Raw genomic sequence first — 19536 nt, 5'->3', positions numbered from 1 at the left:
TTGCAGAAGTCCGAGTGCAGCGACTAAAACAAGCCACTTAGGATCACGCTGATAGTCCGGGTACCAGCCCGGATGCCCCTGCTTGTCTCATTTCTTCAAAATAAGAACCGCCGCTTTGTAAGCGGCTGTTCTGGTTATAGCCAGGACGTGGGTTGAAGCCCACGCCCTCGCCTCTACGGGTACAGCGGTTCTACGGGTACAGCAGCTGAATCACACGCCGTTTTGCAGCAGCATGTTACGTACGTGACCGATGGCCTTAGTCGGGTTCAGGCCTTTCGGGCAGACGTTGACGCAGTTCATGATCCCGCGGCAGCGGAATACGCTGAACGGGTCATCCAGTGCGGCCAGACGCTCGGACGTCTTGGTATCACGGCTGTCTGCCAGGAAGCGGTACGCTTGCAGCAGGGCGGCCGGGCCCAGGAACTTGTCCGGGTTCCACCAGAACGATGGGCACGAGGTCGAGCAGCAGGCGCACAGGATGCACTCGTACAGACCGTCGAGCTTTTCACGCTCTTCAGGGGACTGCAGACGCTCGATGGCCGGAGCCGGCGTGTCGTTCTGCAGGAATGGCTTCACCTTCTCGTATTGCTTGTAGAAGATGCTCATATCGACGACCAGGTCACGGATGACCGGCAAACCTGGCAGCGGGCGAACGATCAGCTTGTTGCCCTTGACCACGGCCGACAGCGGCGTGATGCAGGCCAGGCCGTTCTTGCCGTTGATGTTCATGCCGTCGGAGCCGCAAACGCCCTCGCGGCACGAGCGACGATAGGAGAAACCTTCGTCCTGCTCTTTGATCAAGGCCAGCACGTCCAGCACCATCAGGTCTTTACCACCGGTATCGACCTGGAAGTCCTGCATGAACGGCGCGGCGTCCTGATCAGGGTTGTAGCGATAAACACTGACTTGCAACATAGCGGTCACCCTTAATAAGTCCGGACTTTTGGTTCGAAAGTCGGAACAGTCTTCGGCGAGAAGTTCACGGCACGCTTGGCGACGCGTTTTTCACCCGGGAAGTACAAGGTGTGGCACAGCCAGTTTTCGTCGTCACGGTCTTCGAAGTCTTCGCGGGCGTGGGCACCACGGGACTCTTTGCGCACTTCTGCGGCGATGGCGGTGGCTTCGGCCACTTCCAGCAGGTTCTGCAATTCCAGCGCTTCGATACGGGCAGTGTTGAACGCCTGCGACTTATCGTTGATCTTCACGTTGGCGATTCGTTCACGCAATTGTGCGAGCTGGGCAATACCCTTCTGCATGTATTCGCCGGTACGGAACACACCGAAGTAGTTCTGCATGCAGTTTTGCAACTCGCGACGCAGGGTTGCCACGTCTTCGCCTTCGGTACGCTCGTTCAGAGCAGACAGGCGCGCCAGGGCGGTTTCGATGTTGGCGTCGGTGGCATCGTCGTATTCGATACCGTCGGACAGCGCTTTCTCCAGGTGCAGGCCGGCGGCGCGACCGAAGACCACCAGGTCGAGCAGCGAGTTGCCGCCCAGGCGGTTGGCACCGTGGACCGATACGCAAGCCACTTCACCCACCGCGAACAGGCCAGGGATGATTTCGTCCACGCCTTCGGCGTTCTGGGTCATTGCCTGGCCATGAATGTTGGTGGCAACGCCGCCCATCATATAGTGGCAGGTTGGAACCACTGGAACCGGCGCGACAACAGGGTCGACGTGAGCGAAGGTCTTGGACAGTTCGCAGATACCTGGCAGGCGGCTGTGCAGCACTTCCTCGCCAAGGTGATCGAGCTTGAGCATCACGTGGTCGCCATTCGGGCCACAGCCGTTGCCGGCGATGATCTCTTTAACCATCGAACGAGCCACGACGTCACGACCAGCAAGGTCCTTGGCGTTCGGCGCATAACGTTCCATGAAACGCTCGCCGTGCTTGTTGATCAGGTAACCGCCTTCACCACGGCAACCTTCGGTGACCAGTACACCGGCGCCGGCGATGCCGGTCGGGTGGAACTGCCACATTTCGATGTCTTGTACCGGCACGCCAGCACGCAGGGCCATGCCGACGCCGTCACCGGTGTTGATCAGGGCATTGGTGGTGGATGCGTAGATACGGCCCGCACCGCCGGTCGCCAGTACGGTGGCCTTGGCGCGGATGTAGGTGGTTTCGCCAGTTTCGATGCAGATCGCGATCACACCGACGAACGCGCCGTCCTGGTTCTTCACCAGGTCAACGGCGTAGTACTCGTTCAGGAACGTGGTACCGGCTTTCAGGTTGCCCTGATAAAGGGTGTGCAGCAGGGCGTGACCGGTACGGTCGGACGCCGCGCAAGTACGCGCAGCCTGGCCGCCCTTGCCGTAGTCCTTGGACTGGCCACCGAACGGACGCTGGTAGATGCGACCTTGCTCGGTACGGGAGAATGGCATGCCCATGTGGTCCAACTCGAACACCGCGGCCGGGCCTTCCTGACACATGTATTCGATAGCGTCCTGGTCACCGATGTAGTCGGAACCCTTGACGGTATCGTACATGTGCCAGCGCCAGTCATCGTTCGGGTCGGCCGAAGCGATGGCGCAGGTGATGCCACCCTGGGCGGAAACCGTGTGCGAACGCGTCGGGAAAACCTTGGTGATCACGGCAGTCTTGTGACCGCCCTGTGCCAGTTGCAGCGCAGCGCGCATGCCGGCACCGCCACCACCAATAATGATGGCGTCGAAAGAAATCGTTGGAATGTTAGCCATGGATCAGATACCCCAGAGAATCTGCACACCCCAGACGAAGTAAGCGAACATCGCAACGCCGCATACCGCCTGGAAAAGGAAACGTACGGCAGTCGCCGACTTGCCGAACGCCATTTGCGTCAGGTAGTCGGTCGCGATGGTCCACATGCCGACCCAGGCGTGAGCGCCCAGTGCGACAAGTGCCAGCAGACTGAAGATACGCATCCAGTTGTTTGCGAACAGTTCATGCCATTGGGCGTAGCCAATGCCAGGGTTTGCCACGACATATCCGATCAGGAAAATGAAGTAAGCCGCGAGAACGACCGCAGACACACGCTGGGCCATCCAGTCGTAGAGGCCCGAACGCGAAAGGTTCGTGACGTTGGTTACCATATCCAGACTCCTGCCAGAACGATCAGCACCGCAGACACGGCGATAATGATTTTCGAGCCCAGCTTGCCGCCTTCCAGCGTCTCACCGATGCCCATGTCCATGATCAAGTGGCGCACACCGGCAACCAGGTGATACAGCAAGGCGGACAGGATGCCCCAAATCACTAGCTTGGCTAGCGGACTGGTCAGACACGCTTTCACCTGACCGAAGCCTTCTTCCGAATCGAGCGACTTGTCCAATGCATAAAGCATGATGGCCAGGCTGACGAAGAGGATGACACCGGAAATACGGTGAAGAATGGACGTGTAAGCAGTGACTGGGAGTTTGATGGTCCTTAGGTCTAGGTTTACAGGTCGTTGGCTTTTCACGGCTTTTTTTTCACACTGAAGAGCCCCTAACAATCAGGGCAAAGTTGTTGGGGCGCGCACTGGTCAGGTACTCACCACCCAGGGAGTGACGACCCCCAAGAAAGCAGGCCCAAAAGCCCCTGGCGGTCGGTGGCCGAGTATAGACAGTTAGGCTACTAATGACAACGCGTTCACCTTCCCCTAATAGCGCATTGCACATATGGCGCAAAAGGCGTAAACGGCAGGCAATTTCGCGGAAAAAGTCCGGTTAAAGCCTTCTGGAGCAAGACTTTAGGCAAATTGACATTCGGATTTATCTCACTATAGTGGTGCGGGCCCTGCGTGGGGGGTCTGTCTGATGATTCCAAGCATTAATAGGAGGCCACATGGCTGACAAAAAAGCGCAGTTGATCATCGAGGGCGCAGCCCCCGTCGAGCTGCCCATTTTAACCGGCACCGTTGGTCCCGATGTAATCGACGTACGGGGCCTGACGGCCACGGGCCGTTTCACCTTTGACCCGGGTTTCATGTCGACCGCCTCGTGCGAATCGAAAATCACCTATATCGACGGCGACAACGGCATCCTGCTGCACCGCGGCTACCCGATCGAGCAACTGGCTGAAAAATCGGACTACCTGGAAACCTGCTACCTGCTGCTCAACGGCGAACTGCCGACCGCAGAGCAGAAGGCCCAGTTCGTCAGCACCGTGAAGAACCACACCATGGTTCACGAACAGTTGAAGACCTTCTTCAACGGCTTCCGTCGCGATGCCCACCCGATGGCCGTCATGTGCGGCGTTGTCGGCGCTCTCTCGGCCTTCTACCACGACTCCCTGGACATCAATAATCCCCAGCATCGCGAAATCTCCGCGATCCGCCTGGTGGCGAAGATGCCGACCCTGGCAGCCATGGTCTACAAGTACTCCATGGGCCAGCCCATGATGTACCCGCGCAACGACCTGACCTATGCAGAGAACTTCCTGCATATGATGTTCAACACCCCGTGCGAGATCAAACCGATCAGCCCGGTGCTCGCCAAGGCCATGGACCGGATCTTCATCCTCCACGCCGACCACGAGCAGAATGCCTCTACCTCCACCGTGCGCCTGGCCGGCTCGTCGGGTGCCAACCCGTTCGCCTGTATCGCCGCCGGTATCGCCGCGCTCTGGGGCCCTGCCCACGGCGGTGCGAACGAAGCGGTGCTGACCATGCTCGATGAAATCGGCGATGTCTCGAACATCGACAAGTTCATCGCCAAGGCCAAGGACAAGAACGATCCGTTCAAGTTGATGGGCTTCGGTCACCGGGTCTACAAGAACCGCGACCCGCGCGCCACCGTCATGAAGCAGACCTGCGACGAAGTGCTCAAGGAACTGGGGATCAAGAACGATCCGCAACTCGAACTGGCCATGCGCCTGGAAGAGATCGCCCTGACCGATCCGTACTTCATCGAGCGCTCGCTGTACCCGAACGTCGACTTCTACTCGGGGATCATCCTCAAGGCGATCGGTATTCCAACCAGCATGTTCACCGTGATCTTCGCCCTGGCGCGGACCGTCGGCTGGATCTCCCACTGGAAGGAAATGCTCTCCAGCCCGTACAAGATCGGCCGTCCACGCCAGCTGTACACCGGCTACGAGTCGCGCGACATCACCAAGCTGGAAGACCGCAAGTAAGGCTTGCCTTGCGCTAGGCTCCTGACTGCACCGAAACAGCCCCCGCTTCTTATATAAGAGCAGGGGCTGTTTTGTTTATGCCTCTTTTATCCGATCCAGAAGCTGCATTGGCAGAACCGACGCCATCGCGAGCAAGCTCGCTCCCACAGTTGGCCCGTTGTGAAACCCAAACTTGTGCTCACTGGAGATCCCCTGTGGGAGCGAGCTTGCTCGCGATGGCGGCAGGCCTGCCACCCACGAACCCGGCACAAAAAAATACCCCGGCCTCTCGACCGGGGTATTTCTTCAAGCACTTATCGCTGCATTAGTGGTTAACCGCCCCACTCGCCCCAAGGCCAGTCTGCGAACGCACGAACTGCGGGAAGAACAGCGCCCGCTCGTTGGCACCTTCAGCCGACTTGTCAGTGACGGAGAAGAACCAGATGCCGGTAAACGCGATGATCATCGAGAACAGCGCCGGGTATTCATACGGGAAGATAGCCTTCTCGTGACCCAAGATCTGTACCCAAATGGTCGGGCCGAGGATCATCAGGCCCACGGCACTGACCAGGCCCAGCCAGCCGCCGATCATGGCGCCACGGGTGGTCAGCTTCTTCCAGTACATCGAAAGCAGCAGCACCGGGAAGTTGCAGCTCGCCGCGATGGAGAACGCCAGGCCCACCATGAACGCGATGTTCTGCTTCTCGAACAGGATGCCCAGGCCGATCGCCAGCACTGCCAGGGCAATGGTGGTGATCTTCGAGACGCGGATCTCATCCTTCTCGTTGGCCTTGCCTTTCTTGATCACGCTGGCATACAGGTCATGGGACACCGCTGAGGCACCGGCCAGGGTCAGGCCCGCTACCACCGCCAGGATGGTCGCGAACGCCACCGCCGAGATGAAGCCCAGGAAGATGCTGCCGCCCACCGCGTTGGCCAGGTGCACCGCCGCCATGTTGTTGCCGCCCAGCAAGGCACCTGCCGCGTCCTTGAAGGCGGGATTGGTGCTGACCAGCAGGATCGCGCCAAAGCCGATGATGAAGGTCAGAATGTAGAAATAGCCGATGAAGCCAGTGGCATACAGCACGCTCTTGCGAGCTTCCTTGGCGTCGCTCACGGTGAAGAAGCGCATCAGGATGTGTGGCAGGCCAGCGGTACCGAACATCAGGGCCAAGCCCAGGGAGAAGGCCGAGATAGGATCCTTCACCAGGCCGCCAGGGCTCATGATCGCCTCACCTTTAGGGTGGACCTTGACCGCTTCGGCGAACAGCATGTTGAAGTCGAAGTTGACGTGCTTCATCACCATCAGGGCCATGAACGACGCACCCGACAGCAACAACACAGCCTTGATGATCTGCACCCAAGTGGTGGCCAGCATGCCGCCGAACAGCACATAGAGGCACATCAGGATGCCGACCAGGATGACCGCAACGTGGTAGTCCAGGCCGAACAGCAGTTGGATCAGCTTGCCGGCGCCGACCATTTGCGCGATCAGGTAGAACGCCACCACCACCAATGAGCCGGAGGCGGACAGACTGCGGATCTGGGTTTGCCCGAGGCGATAGGACGCCACGTCGGCAAAGGTGTATTTACCCAGGTTGCGCAGGCGTTCGGCGATCAGGAACAGGATGATCGGCCAGCCCACCAGGAAGCCGATGGAGTAGATCAGGCCGTCATAGCCCGAAGTGAACACCAGCGCGGAAATCCCCAGGAAAGACGCCGCCGACATGTAGTCACCGGCAATTGCCAGGCCGTTCTGGAAGCCAGTGATCTTGCCGCCGGCCGCATAGTAGTCGGACGCCGAGTTGTTTTTCTTCGACGCCCAGTATGTGATGTACAGGGTCGCGCCAACGAAGGCCACGAACATCAGGATAGCGGCAACGTTGAGGGGTTGTTTCTGCACGGCACCGGTCAGCGCTTCAGCCGCCCAGGCGCCCGGTGCAAATGCTGCAATGCTCAGAAGAGCCAGTAGACGCCGGATCATTGCTGAGCCTCCTTGAGAATCGCATTGTTCAGGTCGTCGAACTCGCCGTTGGCACGTCGCACGTAAATGCCCGTCAGGACGAAGGCCGAGAGAATCAGGCCGACCCCGATAGGGATACCCCAAGTGATGGTGGATCCGGGGGACATTTTGGCCCCGAGAATATGCGGCCCGTAGGCGATCAGAAGGATGAAGCCGGAATACAGCCCAAGCATGATCGCCGAGAGAATCCAGGCGAATTTTTCTCGTTTCTTCACCAGCTCCTTGAAGCGCGGGCTGTTTTGAATCGAGAGGTAAATGCTGTCGTTCATTGTTTTTATCCTCGCAGCACAGATTTATTTGGAACAGCTCTACTCTATGCGGCTCGAGGCCAGGTTCCAGACGACCTTAGTATTAGAACGACATGACGGTTTTGCCAGTTTCCCGCAAAAAAACCCAAGCCCTCCCCTGTGGGAGCGAGCTTGCTCGCGATGGCGGTAGCACAGTCAGTGTAGATGCAAGCTGACACACCGCTATCGCGAGCAAGCTCGCTCCCACAGGGGTTTGCGTTGCGCGCAGAATTGCAGGCACAAAAAAGCCGCATGACACAACGTCATGCGGCTTTCGAAACAGCCAGACCAGGTCGATTACTTGCCGGTCCACTCCTTCACGCGGTCCGGGTGCTTGGCAACCCAATCCTTGGCAGCCGCTTCCGGCTTGGCACCTTCCTGGATCGCCAGCATGACTTCGCCGATCTCGTCTTTCGAAGCCCACTGGAACTTCTTCAGGAACTCGACCACTTCCGGCGCCTTGGCTTCCAGGCCCTTGCTGCCGATGCTGTTCACAGTCTCAGCCGCGCCATAGACGCCTTTCGGGTCTTCCAGGAAGCGCAGTTTCCATTTGGCGAACATCCAGTGCGGCACCCAACCGGTGACGGCGATGGATTCCTGTTTTTTCTCGGCACGGGTCAGCTCGGCGATCATGCCGGCGCCGGAACTGGCCTTGAGTTGGTAACCGGTCAGGTCGTAGTCCTTGATCGCCTGTTCGGTCTTGAGCATCACGCCTGAACCGGCGTCGATGCCGACGATGCGTTTCTTGAAGGAGTCATCGGTCTTCAGGTCTTCGAGCGACTTGGCCTTGACGTACTCCGGCACGATCAAGCCGATTTTCGCATCCTTGAAGTTAGGGCCATAGTCGACGACCTGGTCCTTGTTCTTGGTCCAGTAATCGCCATGGGTCACCGGCAACCAGGCCGATAGCATCGCATCGAGCTTGCCGGTCGCAACGCCCTGCCACATGATTCCGGTCGCGACGGCTTGCAGCTTCACGTCATAGCCGAGTTTCTGCTTGATCACCTCGGCAGCCACGTGGGTAGTCGCGACGCTGTCGGACCAGCCGTCAACGTAGCCAATGCTCAAGGTTTTGGTCTCGGCGCTTGCCAGGGTGGAGCTGATCGCCAGTACCAGTGCGGCACCTGCGCCCAAGATTCGTCGCATCTTCATCGTTACTTCCCCGAAAGTGCTGCGCCCGACGGATGCCGAGCGGCTTCAACGTATTGTTATGGTGCACAGCGCCCCCATCACGCTCGCCTGCAAACCGGTCGGAACGCCAGTGGAGTACTGACCGACTGATCATCAACCTGCGCCGATCTGGAACCTGCTCTGTCTGCGACGCCGAAGCAACGAGAAACGACATCAGAAAGCCAGCAAGCCATTCCCGGCGCCCGAGTCCGTAGATTTCGATCAAATCTTGCATGCACGACCCAGCCAAGCCGCCAGGTCACTAGCCGCCACCACGCCCCAACGTGTATTGTCCCGCTACTATTGCGCCCCATTCGCGCTTGTTTTGCAGCCGTCATGGCACTTGGCTTCGCTGCGGTGGTCATAGGCTGCGAACCTCATTCGGCACCTTCCTCTAAGGGATCCAGTCATGCTCCGTTCCTTGCGCTTCGCTGCCCTACTCGGCGGCCTTATCTTGAGTGCGTCCGCGCTGGCGGCAGATATTGACGCCGCCAGCTATGGCTACCCTTTGACCAACCCGTTCGAGGCGACCATCGCCACCACGCCGCCGGACCTGCGTCCGGAGCTGCCGCTGATCGAGGACATCAATCAATCGGACCACAGCCTGACCCTGCGTCCGGAACGCGAATTCATCCTGCCAGACAATTTCTGGCCGGTGAAAAGCCTCACTTACCGCATGGCCACCCAAGACAAACCCGCACCGCTGATCTTCCTGATCGCGGGCACCGGTGCGCGCTACGACAGCACCCTCAACGAGTACCTCAAGCGCCTCTACTACAAGGCCGGATATCACGTGGTGCAGCTGTCTTCGCCCACCAGCTTCGACTTCATGAGCGCCGCCTCGCGCTTCGCCACCCCTGGCATCACCAAGGAAGACGCCGAAGACATGTACCGGGTGATGCAGGCCGTGCGCGCGCAAAATCCGAAAGTGCCCGTCACCGAGTACTACCTGACCGGCTACAGCCTCGGCGCACTGGACGCAGCCTTCGTCGCGCATCTGGACGAAACCCGGCGCAGCTTCAACTTCAAGAAAGTCCTGCTGCTGAACCCGCCGGTGAACCTCTACACCTCGATCACCAACCTGGACAAACTCGTCCAGACCGAGGTCAAGGGCATCAACAGCACCACCACTTTCTATGAATTGGTGCTGAACAAGCTGACCCGCTACTTCCAGCAAAAAGGCTACATCGACCTCAACGATGCCCTGCTCTATGACTTCCAACAGTCCAAGCAACACTTGAGCAACGAGCAGATGGCGATGCTGATCGGCACCTCGTTCCGTTTCTCGGCGGCCGACATCGCCTTCACCTCGGACCTGATCAACCGTCGCGGCTTGATCATCCCACCCAAGTTCCCGATCACCGAAAGCACCAGCCTGACACCGTTCCTCAAGCGTGCGCTGCAATGCGATTTCGACTGCTACCTCACCGAACAAGTAATCCCGATGTGGCGCGCGCGCACCGACGGCGGCAGCCTGCTGCAATTGGTCGACCAGGTCAGCCTGTACGCGCTGAAGGATTATCTGCAGGGCAGCTCCAAGATTGCAGTCATGCACAACGCCGACGATGTGATCCTGGGCCCGGGTGACCTGGGCTTCCTGCGCAAGACGTTTGGCGATCGCCTGACGGTCTATCCGCTGGGCGGCCACTGCGGCAACCTTAACTACCGCGTCAACAGCGACGCCATGCTGGAGTTCTTCCGTGGCTAAATACCTCCTGCTGATCGCCGCGTTAATGAGCGCGGGCATGGTCCACGCCGATAACAGCAAGGCCGATGCGCCTGTGGTGGTGGATGCTGATGGCTTCAAGCAACCGCTGACCAAGCTCAAGTTCAACCCGGGCCTGGACCAACGCGAATTCGAACGTTCGACGCTCAACGCGCTGAACGTCTACGACCCGCTGGAATCCTGGAACCGCCGCGTCTATCACTTCAACTACCGCTTCGACCAATGGGTATTCCTGCCCGTGGTCGATGGCTACCGCTACGTCACCCCGGGCTTCGTGCGCACCGGTGTGAGCAACTTTTTCAACAACCTGGGCGACGTGCCGAACCTGATGAACAGCCTGCTGCAATTCAAGGGCAAGCGTTCGATGGAAACCACCGCTCGGCTGCTGCTCAACACCACCGTCGGCATCGCCGGCTTGTGGGACCCGGCCACCGCCATGGGCCTGCCGCGCCAGAGCGAAGACTTCGGCCAGACCCTGGGCTTCTATGGCGTACCGGCCGGCGCGTATTTCGTACTGCCGATCTTCGGCCCGTCGAATCTGCGCGACACCTCGGGGCTGTTGGTGGACTACACCGCTGAATCGGCGATCAACTTCCTGAACGTCTCCGAAGTCAGCGCCAACCACCCGGAACTGCTGCTCCTGCGCGGCGTGGACAAGCGCTACCAGACCAGCTTCCGCTACGGCCAGCTGAACTCGCCGTTCGAGTATGAAAAGGTGCGCTACGTGTATACCGAGTCGCGCAAGTTGCAGATCGCCGAGTAGGCACACGCCCCGACAAAAAAAGGCCACTCGATGAAAAACGAATGGCCTTTTTTATTACCGCTGTCTAAGCGTCCAGCCTTATTCAGCTATCTGCTACCGGCTGGTTCAACGGGTCCAGGCCGTAATTGTTCGGACCTTTCGTACCGCTTGCCGCCAAGCTGATAAGTACGATGAACGGACCAACCACTGGCACTGCTCCCCAGAAAATATTCAGCCCGCTTTTATTCATGTCGTGATAACGCCGCCACGTAACAGCCAATCGAGGGCAAGCGGTCAGGAGGCAATAAGCCGGATACAACAATAGGAAATAAATCTCTTTGTTCAATCCGGTGGCGATACCAAACCCAAAGAAAAGCAGCCACAAGCAGAGCTCCAACAGGAAGAACATCCAATACTCCTCTCTGCTTGCACGCCCTCTAAACGTTGCGTACTGCCGCATCACTTGCCAATACCATTTCATCAAACGCTCCCTTAGCTGGCGGAAAATCTATTCGAGCCAATACCGGCCGAATAGCGCGGGGGAGTTTAAGGAAGCCCTCAATCGATAAAAGTAGGAAAAGCCTGAAAGCATTGTCTTAAAAAGCGACGCTTCAACTCCTCAGGGCCTTCCAGACCTTACCCACCGCCATCACACCCACCAACACCACCGCCCCCGCGACAATCCCCGCCACCGCATTGAGCAGCATCGGCACGATGAACCCAGCACCGCCGGCACTCGCCGCGACACCTTCGATCCAGTGGTGCACCGCCGGTACGCCATGGGTCAGGATGCCGCCGCCCACCAGAAACATCGCCGCCGTACCGATCACCGACAGGCTTTTCATCATGTAGGGCGCCGCGCGCAGGATGGCTCCGCCAATGCTTTTGGCGGCCTGCCCTGGCTTCTGGGTCAGCCACAAGCCCAGGTCATCAAGCTTGACGATTCCCGCCACCAAGCCGTACACACCGACGGTCATGACAATGGCGATGCCCGACAGCACGATCACCTGCTGAGTCAGCGGCGCATCGGCGACAGTGCCGAGGGTGATGGCGATGATTTCCGCCGAGAGGATAAAGTCGGTGCGCACCGCGCCCTTGATCTTGTCCTTCTCGAAGGCCACCAGATCGACCGCCGGATCCGCTACCGCCTCGACCAGTTGCGCGTGTTCGGCCTGGTCTTCAGCCTTGCTGTGAAGGAATTTGTGGGCAAGTTTTTCGAACCCTTCGAAACACAGGTAGGCGCCGCCGACCATCAACAACGGCGTCACCAGCCAAGAGACGAACGCGCTGATGGCAAGCGCCGATGGCACCAGGATCAGCTTGTTGATGAACGAGCCCTTGGCGACTGCCCAGACCACTGGCAATTCCCGCTCGGCACGCACGCCCGAGACTTGCTGGGCATTGAGCGCCAGGTCATCACCGAGCACACCGGCGGTTTTCTTGGCGGCCATCTTGGTCATCAACGCCACATCGTCGAGTACCGTGGCAATGTCGTCGATCAGAACCAGCAAACTGCTTCCAGCCATGGAGGGGCTCCTTGAACAATAATGCTGCGCAGCATAGCGCGAGCGACGCGTCCTTGGGGCATTCTTGAGCGCCGCGCGAGGCCGGTGCTACCATGCGCCACCGCCATAATCGGCAAGGAACCCCAGGGTTTATGAGCACTATCCGCGAGCGCAACAAAGAACTGATCCTGCGTGCCGCCAGCGAAGAATTTGCCGACAAGGGCTTCGCCGCGACCAAAACCAGCGACATCGCGGCCAAGGCGGGCTTGCCCAAACCCAACGTCTACTACTACTTCAAGTCGAAGGAAAACCTCTATCGCGAGGTGCTGGAAAGCATCATCGAACCGATTCTCCAGGCCTCCACCCCTTTCAACGCCGACGGCGAGCCGGGCGAAGTGCTGAGCCACTACATCCGTTCCAAGATCCGCATTTCCCGCGACCTGCCCTTCGCCTCGAAAGTCTTCGCCAGCGAAATCATGCACGGCGCCCCGCACCTGAGCGCCGACCTCGTCGAACAGCTCAACGCCCAGGCCCGGCACAACATCGACTGCATCCAGACCTGGATCGACCGCGGCCAGATCGCCCCCATCGACCCCAACCACCTGATGTTCAGCATCTGGGCCGCCACCCAGACCTATGCCGACTTCGACTGGCAGATCAGCGCCGTGACCGGCAAGGCCAAGCTGGATGAGGCGGATTACGAAGCGGCGGCGCAGACGATTATTCGGTTGGTTTTGAAGGGGTGTGAGGTGGACTGACGCAGCCTCCGGTCGCGTGAATGTCAGGCCTCGCTACCCATCAGCCAATGCAACGCCTGAGGCAACGAAGTTCTCCAGTCGTCAGGATAACGATGTCCTGCCTCATGTTCGACCGACCTGACCTTGTTGTCTCCAGCTTCACTAAACAGCTTGCGAAACTCTGCGCTCATTTCCTGGTTGCTGGCCGCCTCCATCTTGCCGTGGATCACAACCACTCTTTTCCCTTGAGCCAGGCTTGTAGTCGGGGTCGACTGCAACCCCCCGGGCGAAATCAGAAGCGCGCCAGCATAATCATCCGGGTGCTGCGCCAGCAAAGCCCCAGCGTGTAGAGCCCCTTGGGAGAAACCCATCAGGTAGATGTGCTTCCGGTCAATGCAATGTCGCGTGGCCAGTTTTTTCAATCCGGATTGAACAGCTTGATGCGTGCCTTCGAAACCCGGACCGATCCAACGGAAGCTGTCGACACTGTCGGTCATTTCAGTACCGTTGATGCCCAAGAGGATCGCGCCGGTGTCCGCCAGCGACTGATAATCCTCGCCAAGTTCACCGTTGCCGCCGTATCCATGCAGCCGAACCACTACCGGTCGGCATACTGAAGACGCTGGAGTACCGGAAGGATTGAGTACCGAAATCGCGCCTACTTTGTCGCCGGCGATTTGTTCATAGCGGTTCTGGGCGTTGGCTAATACTCGCTTGAATGTGGATATCTGGCGCAGACCGATCAAGTTCCGGTCATCGGCCATCAACGGACCGAACCACATGCCACGCTCATCGGCCACTTTCAAATAGCGCTCTGCCAGTTTGTAATCACCGCGGTAAGCAAACAGCGAGGCGACCTTGTAAGGCGCCAGCATTTGTTTGGGATCCTCACGAACCGCCGCCAGATAAACGGCGATGGCTTGCAAACTGTCGCGCTGCTCAAGCTGTTCACCCCTTGCGATCAGGTCTTCGGCGTCATCGGCATTCATCAGCGCAGCGACTATTGGTTTAAGCGCCTGATAGGCAACCTCATCGACATCCACCTCTGCGGCTTTCAAAAGGGGGGTACAGAGAGCCATTGTCATGGTCAAAATGATGCGAAATAGCGTATTCACGCAAATCTTCCTTGATACAAAACGAGAGGGCGGCAGCTTATCGATGCGCCCCCACTTCGTCATCGCCGCCCTGGCGAATGACTCCATTTTTTTACATCAAGACGTAACCCCCACATCCGCCCTCAACTGCACCGCCTCCACCGCCCTCACCGCCACCTGCTCATCCACATCCGAAACATCCCCACTCACCCCGATCGCCCCCAGGACCCTGCCCTCCTGATCCCGGATCAATACCCCGCCCGGCGCCGGCACGATGTTGCCTTGCCCCAGACCATTCAAAGCCGCAAAGAACGCCGGGCGCTGTTGGGCGTCCTGGGCGAGCAGGCGGGAGCCCTTGCCCAGGGCGATGGCGCCCCATGCCTTGCCCATGGCGATTTGTGGGCGCAGCAGGCTGGCGCCGTCTTCACGCTGCAAGGCCACCAGGTGCCCGCCGCTGTCCAGGACCGCGACGGTCAAGGGTGCCGCGCTGATTTCGCGACCTGCGGCGAGGGCCTGCCCCGCCAGGTTGATGGCAATTTTCAAGGTTAGAACGCTCATGGATGCTGTCCTTCTTTTGTTATGGGAAAGCCTTGGCGGCTTCACTTTCAGAAAAACCGAACGCCACAAATAGAACACAACAATATATGTTTTTGTATACAATAATTTACGCAAATCACCTTCGGCGACAAAAGGCCGCAGTAGAATCAGGTTCCAAACGAATTAAACGCGTGCTTGAGGAAAGGGATTGACCTGCGCCATTCGCCATGAATACACTCTGCCGCAAAGCCACTTGTATACAATTACAAAACGTAAGAGGCACAAAATAATGAGCAAAATGAGAGCAATCGAAGCCGCCGTCCTGGTGATGCGCCGTGAAGGCGTGGACACTGCCTTCGGCATCCCGGGTGCTGCGATCAACCCGCTGTACTCCGCCCTGCAAAAAGTTGGCGGCATCGATCATGTCCTCGCTCGGCACGTTGAAGGCGCCTCGCACATGGCCGAGGGCTACACCCGCACCAAGGCCGGCAATATCGGTGTGTGCATCGGTACTTCGGGGCCGGCCGGTACCGATATGGTGACCGGGCTCTACAGCGCTTCTGCCGATTCGATCCCGATCCTGTGCATCACCGGGCAAGCGCCCCGCGCCCGTATGCACAAGGAAGATTTCCAGGCCGTGGACATCACCAGCATCGTCAAGCCAGTGACCAAGTGGGCGACCACCGTCCTGGAACCGGGCCAGGTGCCGTATGCCTTCCAGAAAGCTTTCTACGAAATGCGCTCCGGCCGCCCCGGCCCGGTGCTGATCGACCTGCCGTTCGATGTGCAGATGGCCGAGATTGAATTCGACATCGATGCGTACCAGCCGCTGCCCCTGGCCAAACCCGCGGCCAACCGTGTGCAGATCGAGAAAGCCCTGGCGATGCTCAACCAGGCTGAACGCCCGTTGCTGGTGGCCGGCGGCGGCATCATCAATGCCGATGCCAGCGAACTGCTGGTGGAGTTCGCCGAGCTGACCGGTATCCCGGTCATCCCGACCTTGATGGGCTGGGGCACGATCCCCGACGATCACCCGTTGATGGTCGGCATGGTCGGTCTGCAAACCTCCCACCGCTATGGCAACGCAACGCTGCTTAAATCCGACGTGGTGCTGGGCGTTGGCAACCGTTGGGCCAACCGTCACACCGGTTCGGTGGACGTCTACACCGAAGGCCGCACGTTCATTCACGTGGACATCGAGCCGACGCAAATCGGCCGCGTGTTCACTCCAGACCTGGGCATCGTTTCCGACGCGGCTTCGGCCTTGACCGTGTTCATCGAAGTGGCCCGCGAATGGCAAGCCGCCGGTAAGCTGAAGGACCGCAGCGCCTGGCTCCAGGATTGCCAGCAACGCAAGGCCAGCCTGCAACGCAAGACCCACTTCGACAACGTGCCGGTCAAGCCGCAGCGCGTTTATGAGGAAATGAACCAGGTGTTCGGCAAGGACACCTGCTACGTCAGCACGATCGGCCTGTCGCAGATCGCCGGCGCGCAGTTCCTCCACGTCTACAAGCCACGCCACTGGATCAACTGCGGCCAGGCCGGTCCCCTGGGCTGGACCATTCCGGCCGCGCTCGGGGTGGTCAAGGCCGATCCGAGCCGCAAGGTCGTCGCGTTGTCGGGCGACTATGATTTCCAGTTCATGATCGAGGAATTGGCGGTGGGCGCGCAGTTCAAGCTGCCGTACATCCATGTCGTGGTGAACAACTCCTACCTGGGCTTGATCCGCCAGGCCCAGCGCGGCTTCGACATGGATTACTGCGTGCAGTTGTCATTCGACAACCTCAACGCACCGGAGCTCAACGGTTACGGCGTGGACCACATCGCCGTGGCCGAAGGCCTGGGCTGCAAGGCGTTGCGGGTGTTCGAACCGTCCGGCATCCAACCGGCGCTGCGCAAGGCCCAGGAGATGATCGAAGAGTTCAAGGTGCCGGTGATCGTCGAGATCATCCTCGAACGGGTGACCAATATTTCCATGGGCACCGAGATCAACGCCGTCAATGAATTTGAAGACCTGGCGCTGGTGGGCAACGATGCACCGACCGCCATTTCGTTACTCGACTGACCGACCGGCGTCCCTGTGGGAGCGAGCTTGCTCGCGATGACGGCGCTACATTCAATAGGAATGCAAGCAGGCACACCGCTATCGCGAGCAAGCTCGCTCCCACAAGGGAGGCCTGCCAACTATTTACAGGAGACCACCATGCCGCGTTTCGCCGCCAACCTGTCCATGCTGTTCACTGAGCAGGATTTCCTCGCCCGTTTCGAAGCGGCCGCCAAGGCCGGTTTCAGTGGCGTCGAATACCTGTTCCCCTACGACTACAGCTCCGCCGAACTCAAGGCCCTGCTCGACGCCAATGGCCTGACCCAGGTGCTGTTCAACCTGCCGGCCGGCGACTGGGCCAAGGGTGAGCGCGGCATCGCCTGCCTGCCGGATCGGGTCGAAGAATTCCGCGCCGGGGTCGACTTGGCGATTGCCTACGCAAAAGTGCTGGGCAATACCCAGGTCAATTGCCTGGCCGGGATTCGTCCGCAGAAGTGCGACGAGGCTCTGGCGGAAAAAACGTTCGTCGCCAACCTGAAGTATGCCGCCGAAAAGCTGCAAGGCGAAGGCATCAAGCTGGTGATGGAAGCCATCAATACCCGCGACATTCCTGGTTTCTACCTGAACAACACGGCCCAGGCCCTGTCGATCCGCGAGCAGGTGGGCAGCGCCAACCTGTTCCTGCAATACGACATCTATCACATGCAAATCATGGAAGGCGACCTGGCCCGGACCCTGTCGGCGCACCTGGGCGAGATCAACCATGTGCAACTGGCGGACAACCCGGGCCGCAACGAGCCGGGCACGGGCGAGATCAACTACCGCTTCCTGTTCGAACACCTGGACCGCATCGGCTACCAGGGCTGGATCGGCTGCGAATACAAGCCGCTGACCACCACTGAAGCGGGACTGGGCTGGCTGAAAACCCATAACGCGATCTGACCACAAGCGTCCGCGGGCACTTTAATAAGAGAGGATTTTTTCATGGCTAAAATCGGATTCATCGGCACCGGCATCATGGGCCACCCAATGGCACTGAACCTGCAAAAAGCCGGTCACAGCCTGTTCCTGTCCCAGCACCACGACCCGGCCCCGGCCGACCTGCTGGCCGGTGGCGCGGTGGCATTGGCCAATCCGAAGGAAGTGGCCCAGGAAGCCGAGTTCATCATCGTCATGGTCCCGGACACTCCGCAGGTCGAAGACGTGCTGTTCCGCGCCGACGGTGTCGCAGCTGGCGTGGGCAAGGGCAAAGTGGTGATCGACATGAGTTCGATCTCGCCGACCGCCACCAAAACCTTCGCGGCGAAAATCAACGAAAAAGGCGCCCAGTACCTCGACGCCCCGGTGTCCGGCGGTGAAGTCGGTGCCAAGGCCGCGACGCTGAGCATCATGGTCGGTGGCGACAGTGCCGCCTTCGAGCGCGCCTTGCCGCTGTTCCAGGCCATGGGCAAGAACATCACCCTGGTCGGCGGCAACGGCGATGGCCAGACCGCGAAAGTCGCGAATCAAATCATCGTTGCCCTGAACATCCAGGCGGTGGCCGAAGCGCTGCTGTTCGCCGCAAAAAATGGCGCTGACCCGGCGAAGGTTCGTGAAGCACTGATGGGTGGTTTCGCTTCGTCGAAGATTCTCGAAGTCCACGGCGAGCGCATGATCAAGGGCACCTTCGACCCCGGCTTCCGCATCAGCCTGCATCAGAAGGACCTGAACCTGGCCCTGCAAGGCGCCAAGGAACTGAACATCAACCTGCCCAACACCGCCAACGCCCAGCAAGTGTTCAGCACGTGCGCGGCCATCGGTGGCAGCAACTGGGATCACTCGGCGTTGATCAAGGGGTTGGAGCACATGGCCAATTTCTCGATCCGCGACAAATAAGCCCTGCACCGCCCCTTGTGGGAGCGAGCTTGCTCGCGATAGCAGTGGTCCAGCCAACATCGTTGTTGAATGTAAAACCGCTATCGCGAGCAAGCTCGCTCCCACAGGGGCTGCGACAACACCAATAATAAAAATCGGGAGCCCGCCATGTCGGTCGATCCGCAACAACTGCTGCGCGAGCTGTTTGCCACAGCCATCGACGCGGCGCATCCGCAGCACGTCCTCGAACAATACCTGCCCAGCGACCGCAGCGGCCGGGTAATCGTCATCGGTGCCGGCAAGGCGGCGGCCGCGATGGCGCAAGTGGTCGAGCGTTGCTGGCAGGGCGAGGTCAGCGGCCTGGTGGTGACCCGCTACGGCCATGGCGCGCCCTGCCAGAAAATCGAAGTAGTGGAAGCCGCTCACCCGGTGCCGGACGCCGCCGGCCTGGAAGTGGCTGGACGGGTGCTCCAACTCGTCAGCAACCTGAATGAAGACGACCGGGTGATTTTCCTGCTGTCCGGCGGGGGCTCGGCGTTGCTGGCCTTGCCGGCGGCCGGCATTACCCTGGCCGACAAACAATCGATCAACAAAGCCTTGCTCAAATCCGGCGCGACCATCGGCGAGATGAATTGCGTGCGCAAGCACCTCTCGGCGATCAAGGGCGGACGCCTGGGCAAAGCCTGCTGGCCGGCGACGGTCTACACCTATGCGATTTCCGACGTGCCCGGCGACCTGGCCACA

19 protein-coding genes are annotated in these 19536 nt (G+C 59.5%); 8 read left to right on the top strand and 11 right to left on the bottom strand.

Annotated features, from left to right (window positions below; all coding sequences use genetic code 11):
- Positions 1-210: 210 nt before the first annotated feature.
- Genes Q7C33_RS16940 through sdhC form a run of 4 tightly spaced genes read right to left on the bottom strand, consistent with a single transcriptional unit; the run spans position 211 to position 3439 of the window.
- Positions 211-915, bottom strand: coding sequence for a succinate dehydrogenase iron-sulfur subunit (locus Q7C33_RS16940; protein ID WP_039594133.1), 705 nt, complete (start codon positions 913-915; stop codon positions 211-213).
- A gap of 11 nt (positions 916-926) precedes the next feature.
- Positions 927-2699, bottom strand: coding sequence for a succinate dehydrogenase flavoprotein subunit (gene sdhA / locus Q7C33_RS16935; RefSeq protein ID WP_030138328.1), 1773 nt, complete (start codon positions 2697-2699; stop codon positions 927-929).
- Between the two features lie 3 nt (positions 2700-2702).
- The gene (sdhD, locus tag Q7C33_RS16930) at positions 2703-3071 is read right to left on the bottom strand and encodes a succinate dehydrogenase, hydrophobic membrane anchor protein (RefSeq protein WP_030138327.1); all 369 of its coding nucleotides are present in this window, start codon (positions 3069-3071) and stop codon (positions 2703-2705) included.
- Entirely contained in the window at positions 3065-3439 is a 375-nt protein-coding gene (gene sdhC, locus Q7C33_RS16925; protein ID WP_003179220.1) for a succinate dehydrogenase, cytochrome b556 subunit, read from the bottom strand. Before sdhC ends, sdhD begins: the two co-directional genes overlap by 7 nt.
- A 365-nt stretch (positions 3440-3804) precedes the next feature.
- Here sdhC and gltA point away from each other — a divergent pair, with 365 nt between their 5' ends.
- Positions 3805-5094, top strand: a complete 1290-nt coding sequence (gltA, locus tag Q7C33_RS16920) for a citrate synthase (RefSeq protein ID WP_003172803.1) — start codon at positions 3805-3807, stop codon at positions 5092-5094.
- 304 nt (positions 5095-5398) lie between these two features.
- On the opposite strand, the gene Q7C33_RS16915 is transcribed toward gltA, so the two are convergent.
- The 3 genes from Q7C33_RS16915 to Q7C33_RS16905 all read right to left on the bottom strand — a co-directional run bounded on the left by Q7C33_RS16915 (position 5399) and on the right by Q7C33_RS16905 (position 8535).
- Positions 5399-7057: a cation acetate symporter gene (locus Q7C33_RS16915; protein ID WP_030138325.1), complete on the bottom strand. Its 1659-nt coding sequence runs from the start codon at positions 7055-7057 to the stop codon at positions 5399-5401.
- Positions 7054-7365, bottom strand: a complete 312-nt coding sequence (locus tag Q7C33_RS16910; RefSeq protein ID WP_030138324.1) for a DUF485 domain-containing protein — start codon at positions 7363-7365, stop codon at positions 7054-7056. The genes Q7C33_RS16915 and Q7C33_RS16910 overlap by 4 nt, the downstream gene beginning before the upstream one ends.
- A 315-nt stretch (positions 7366-7680) precedes the next feature.
- Complete coding sequence (locus tag Q7C33_RS16905; protein WP_030142304.1) at positions 7681-8535, bottom strand: glycine betaine ABC transporter substrate-binding protein; 855 nt, start codon at positions 8533-8535, stop codon at positions 7681-7683.
- A 427-nt stretch (positions 8536-8962) separates the two neighbouring features.
- On the opposite strand from Q7C33_RS16905, the gene Q7C33_RS16900 reads away from it, so the two are divergent.
- Together Q7C33_RS16900 and Q7C33_RS16895 are read left to right on the top strand one after the other, a co-directional pair.
- Positions 8963-10261 (top strand): serine/threonine protein kinase, encoded by a 1299-nt coding sequence (locus Q7C33_RS16900; RefSeq protein ID WP_030142305.1) that lies wholly within the window; start codon positions 8963-8965, stop codon positions 10259-10261.
- Entirely contained in the window at positions 10254-11042 is a 789-nt protein-coding gene (locus tag Q7C33_RS16895; RefSeq protein WP_407683820.1) for an MlaA family lipoprotein, read from the top strand. Before Q7C33_RS16900 ends, Q7C33_RS16895 begins: the two co-directional genes overlap by 8 nt.
- An 82-nt stretch (positions 11043-11124) precedes the next feature.
- On the opposite strand, the gene Q7C33_RS16890 is transcribed toward Q7C33_RS16895, so the two are convergent.
- Positions 11125-11481, bottom strand: coding sequence for a DUF805 domain-containing protein (locus tag Q7C33_RS16890; protein ID WP_225936115.1), 357 nt, complete (start codon positions 11479-11481; stop codon positions 11125-11127).
- Between the two features lie 151 nt (positions 11482-11632).
- On the bottom strand, positions 11633-12547 hold the full coding sequence (locus Q7C33_RS16885; protein WP_407683819.1) for a DUF808 domain-containing protein: 915 nt from the start codon (positions 12545-12547) through the stop codon (positions 11633-11635).
- Between the two features lie 131 nt (positions 12548-12678).
- On the opposite strand from Q7C33_RS16885, the gene Q7C33_RS16880 reads away from it, so the two are divergent.
- Positions 12679-13284: a TetR/AcrR family transcriptional regulator gene (locus Q7C33_RS16880; protein ID WP_407683818.1), complete on the top strand. Its 606-nt coding sequence runs from the start codon at positions 12679-12681 to the stop codon at positions 13282-13284.
- A gap of 23 nt (positions 13285-13307) precedes the next feature.
- On the opposite strand, the gene Q7C33_RS16875 is transcribed toward Q7C33_RS16880, so the two are convergent.
- Both Q7C33_RS16875 and Q7C33_RS16870 read right to left on the bottom strand, forming a co-directional pair.
- Entirely contained in the window at positions 13308-14378 is a 1071-nt protein-coding gene (locus tag Q7C33_RS16875; protein WP_407683817.1) for an alpha/beta hydrolase, read from the bottom strand.
- Between the two features lie 96 nt (positions 14379-14474).
- Positions 14475-14915 (bottom strand): GlcG/HbpS family heme-binding protein, encoded by a 441-nt coding sequence (locus Q7C33_RS16870; protein WP_407683816.1) that lies wholly within the window; start codon positions 14913-14915, stop codon positions 14475-14477.
- A gap of 268 nt (positions 14916-15183) precedes the next feature.
- Here Q7C33_RS16870 and gcl point away from each other — a divergent pair, with 268 nt between their 5' ends.
- The 4 genes from gcl to Q7C33_RS16850 all read left to right on the top strand — a co-directional run.
- Entirely contained in the window at positions 15184-16959 is a 1776-nt protein-coding gene (gene gcl, locus Q7C33_RS16865; RefSeq protein ID WP_030142311.1) for a glyoxylate carboligase, read from the top strand.
- A gap of 138 nt (positions 16960-17097) precedes the next feature.
- Positions 17098-17880 carry a hydroxypyruvate isomerase gene (gene hyi / locus Q7C33_RS16860; RefSeq protein ID WP_198798358.1) on the top strand — a complete coding sequence of 261 codons (783 nt, stop codon included), beginning with the start codon at positions 17098-17100 and terminating at the stop codon, positions 17878-17880.
- 42 nt (positions 17881-17922) lie between these two features.
- Entirely contained in the window at positions 17923-18813 is an 891-nt protein-coding gene (locus tag Q7C33_RS16855; protein WP_217861457.1) for a 2-hydroxy-3-oxopropionate reductase, read from the top strand.
- A 147-nt stretch (positions 18814-18960) separates the two neighbouring features.
- The coding region (locus Q7C33_RS16850) for a glycerate kinase type-2 family protein (RefSeq protein WP_407683815.1) at positions 18961-19536 on the top strand (576 nt) is incomplete at its 3' end.

It is taken from the genome of Pseudomonas sp. BP11-1-1 (genome assembly GCF_052112105.1).
GTDB lineage: Bacteria > Pseudomonadota > Gammaproteobacteria > Pseudomonadales > Pseudomonadaceae > Aquipseudomonas > Aquipseudomonas alvandae.
This window is presented reverse-complemented; position numbering and strand designations above follow the sequence as displayed.

Excerpts from the sequence above, each read along its gene's own strand:
- Q7C33_RS16940 (WP_039594133.1), bottom strand. The coding sequence starts at position 915 with ATGTTGCAAGTCAGTGTTTATCGCTACAACCCTGATCAGGACGCCGCG.
- sdhA (WP_030138328.1), bottom strand. The coding sequence starts at position 2,699 with ATGGCTAACATTCCAACGATTTCTTTCGACGCCATCATTATTGGTGGT.
- sdhD (WP_030138327.1), bottom strand. The coding sequence starts at position 3,071 with ATGGTAACCAACGTCACGAACCTTTCGCGTTCGGGCCTCTACGACTGG.
- gltA (WP_003172803.1), top strand. The coding sequence starts at position 3,805 with ATGGCTGACAAAAAAGCGCAGTTGATCATCGAGGGCGCAGCCCCCGTC.
- Q7C33_RS16915 (WP_030138325.1), bottom strand. The coding sequence starts at position 7,057 with ATGATCCGGCGTCTACTGGCTCTTCTGAGCATTGCAGCATTTGCACCG.
- Q7C33_RS16910 (WP_030138324.1), bottom strand. The coding sequence starts at position 7,365 with ATGAACGACAGCATTTACCTCTCGATTCAAAACAGCCCGCGCTTCAAG.
- Q7C33_RS16905 (WP_030142304.1), bottom strand. The coding sequence starts at position 8,535 with ATGAAGATGCGACGAATCTTGGGCGCAGGTGCCGCACTGGTACTGGCG.
- Q7C33_RS16900 (WP_030142305.1), top strand. The coding sequence starts at position 8,963 with ATGCTCCGTTCCTTGCGCTTCGCTGCCCTACTCGGCGGCCTTATCTTG.
- Q7C33_RS16890 (WP_225936115.1), bottom strand. The coding sequence starts at position 11,481 with ATGCGGCAGTACGCAACGTTTAGAGGGCGTGCAAGCAGAGAGGAGTAT.
- Q7C33_RS16885 (WP_407683819.1), bottom strand. The coding sequence starts at position 12,547 with ATGGCTGGAAGCAGTTTGCTGGTTCTGATCGACGACATTGCCACGGTA.
- Q7C33_RS16880 (WP_407683818.1), top strand. The coding sequence starts at position 12,679 with ATGAGCACTATCCGCGAGCGCAACAAAGAACTGATCCTGCGTGCCGCC.
- Q7C33_RS16870 (WP_407683816.1), bottom strand. The coding sequence starts at position 14,915 with ATGAGCGTTCTAACCTTGAAAATTGCCATCAACCTGGCGGGGCAGGCC.
- gcl (WP_030142311.1), top strand. The coding sequence starts at position 15,184 with ATGAGCAAAATGAGAGCAATCGAAGCCGCCGTCCTGGTGATGCGCCGT.
- hyi (WP_198798358.1), top strand. The coding sequence starts at position 17,098 with ATGCCGCGTTTCGCCGCCAACCTGTCCATGCTGTTCACTGAGCAGGAT.
- Q7C33_RS16855 (WP_217861457.1), top strand. The coding sequence starts at position 17,923 with ATGGCTAAAATCGGATTCATCGGCACCGGCATCATGGGCCACCCAATG.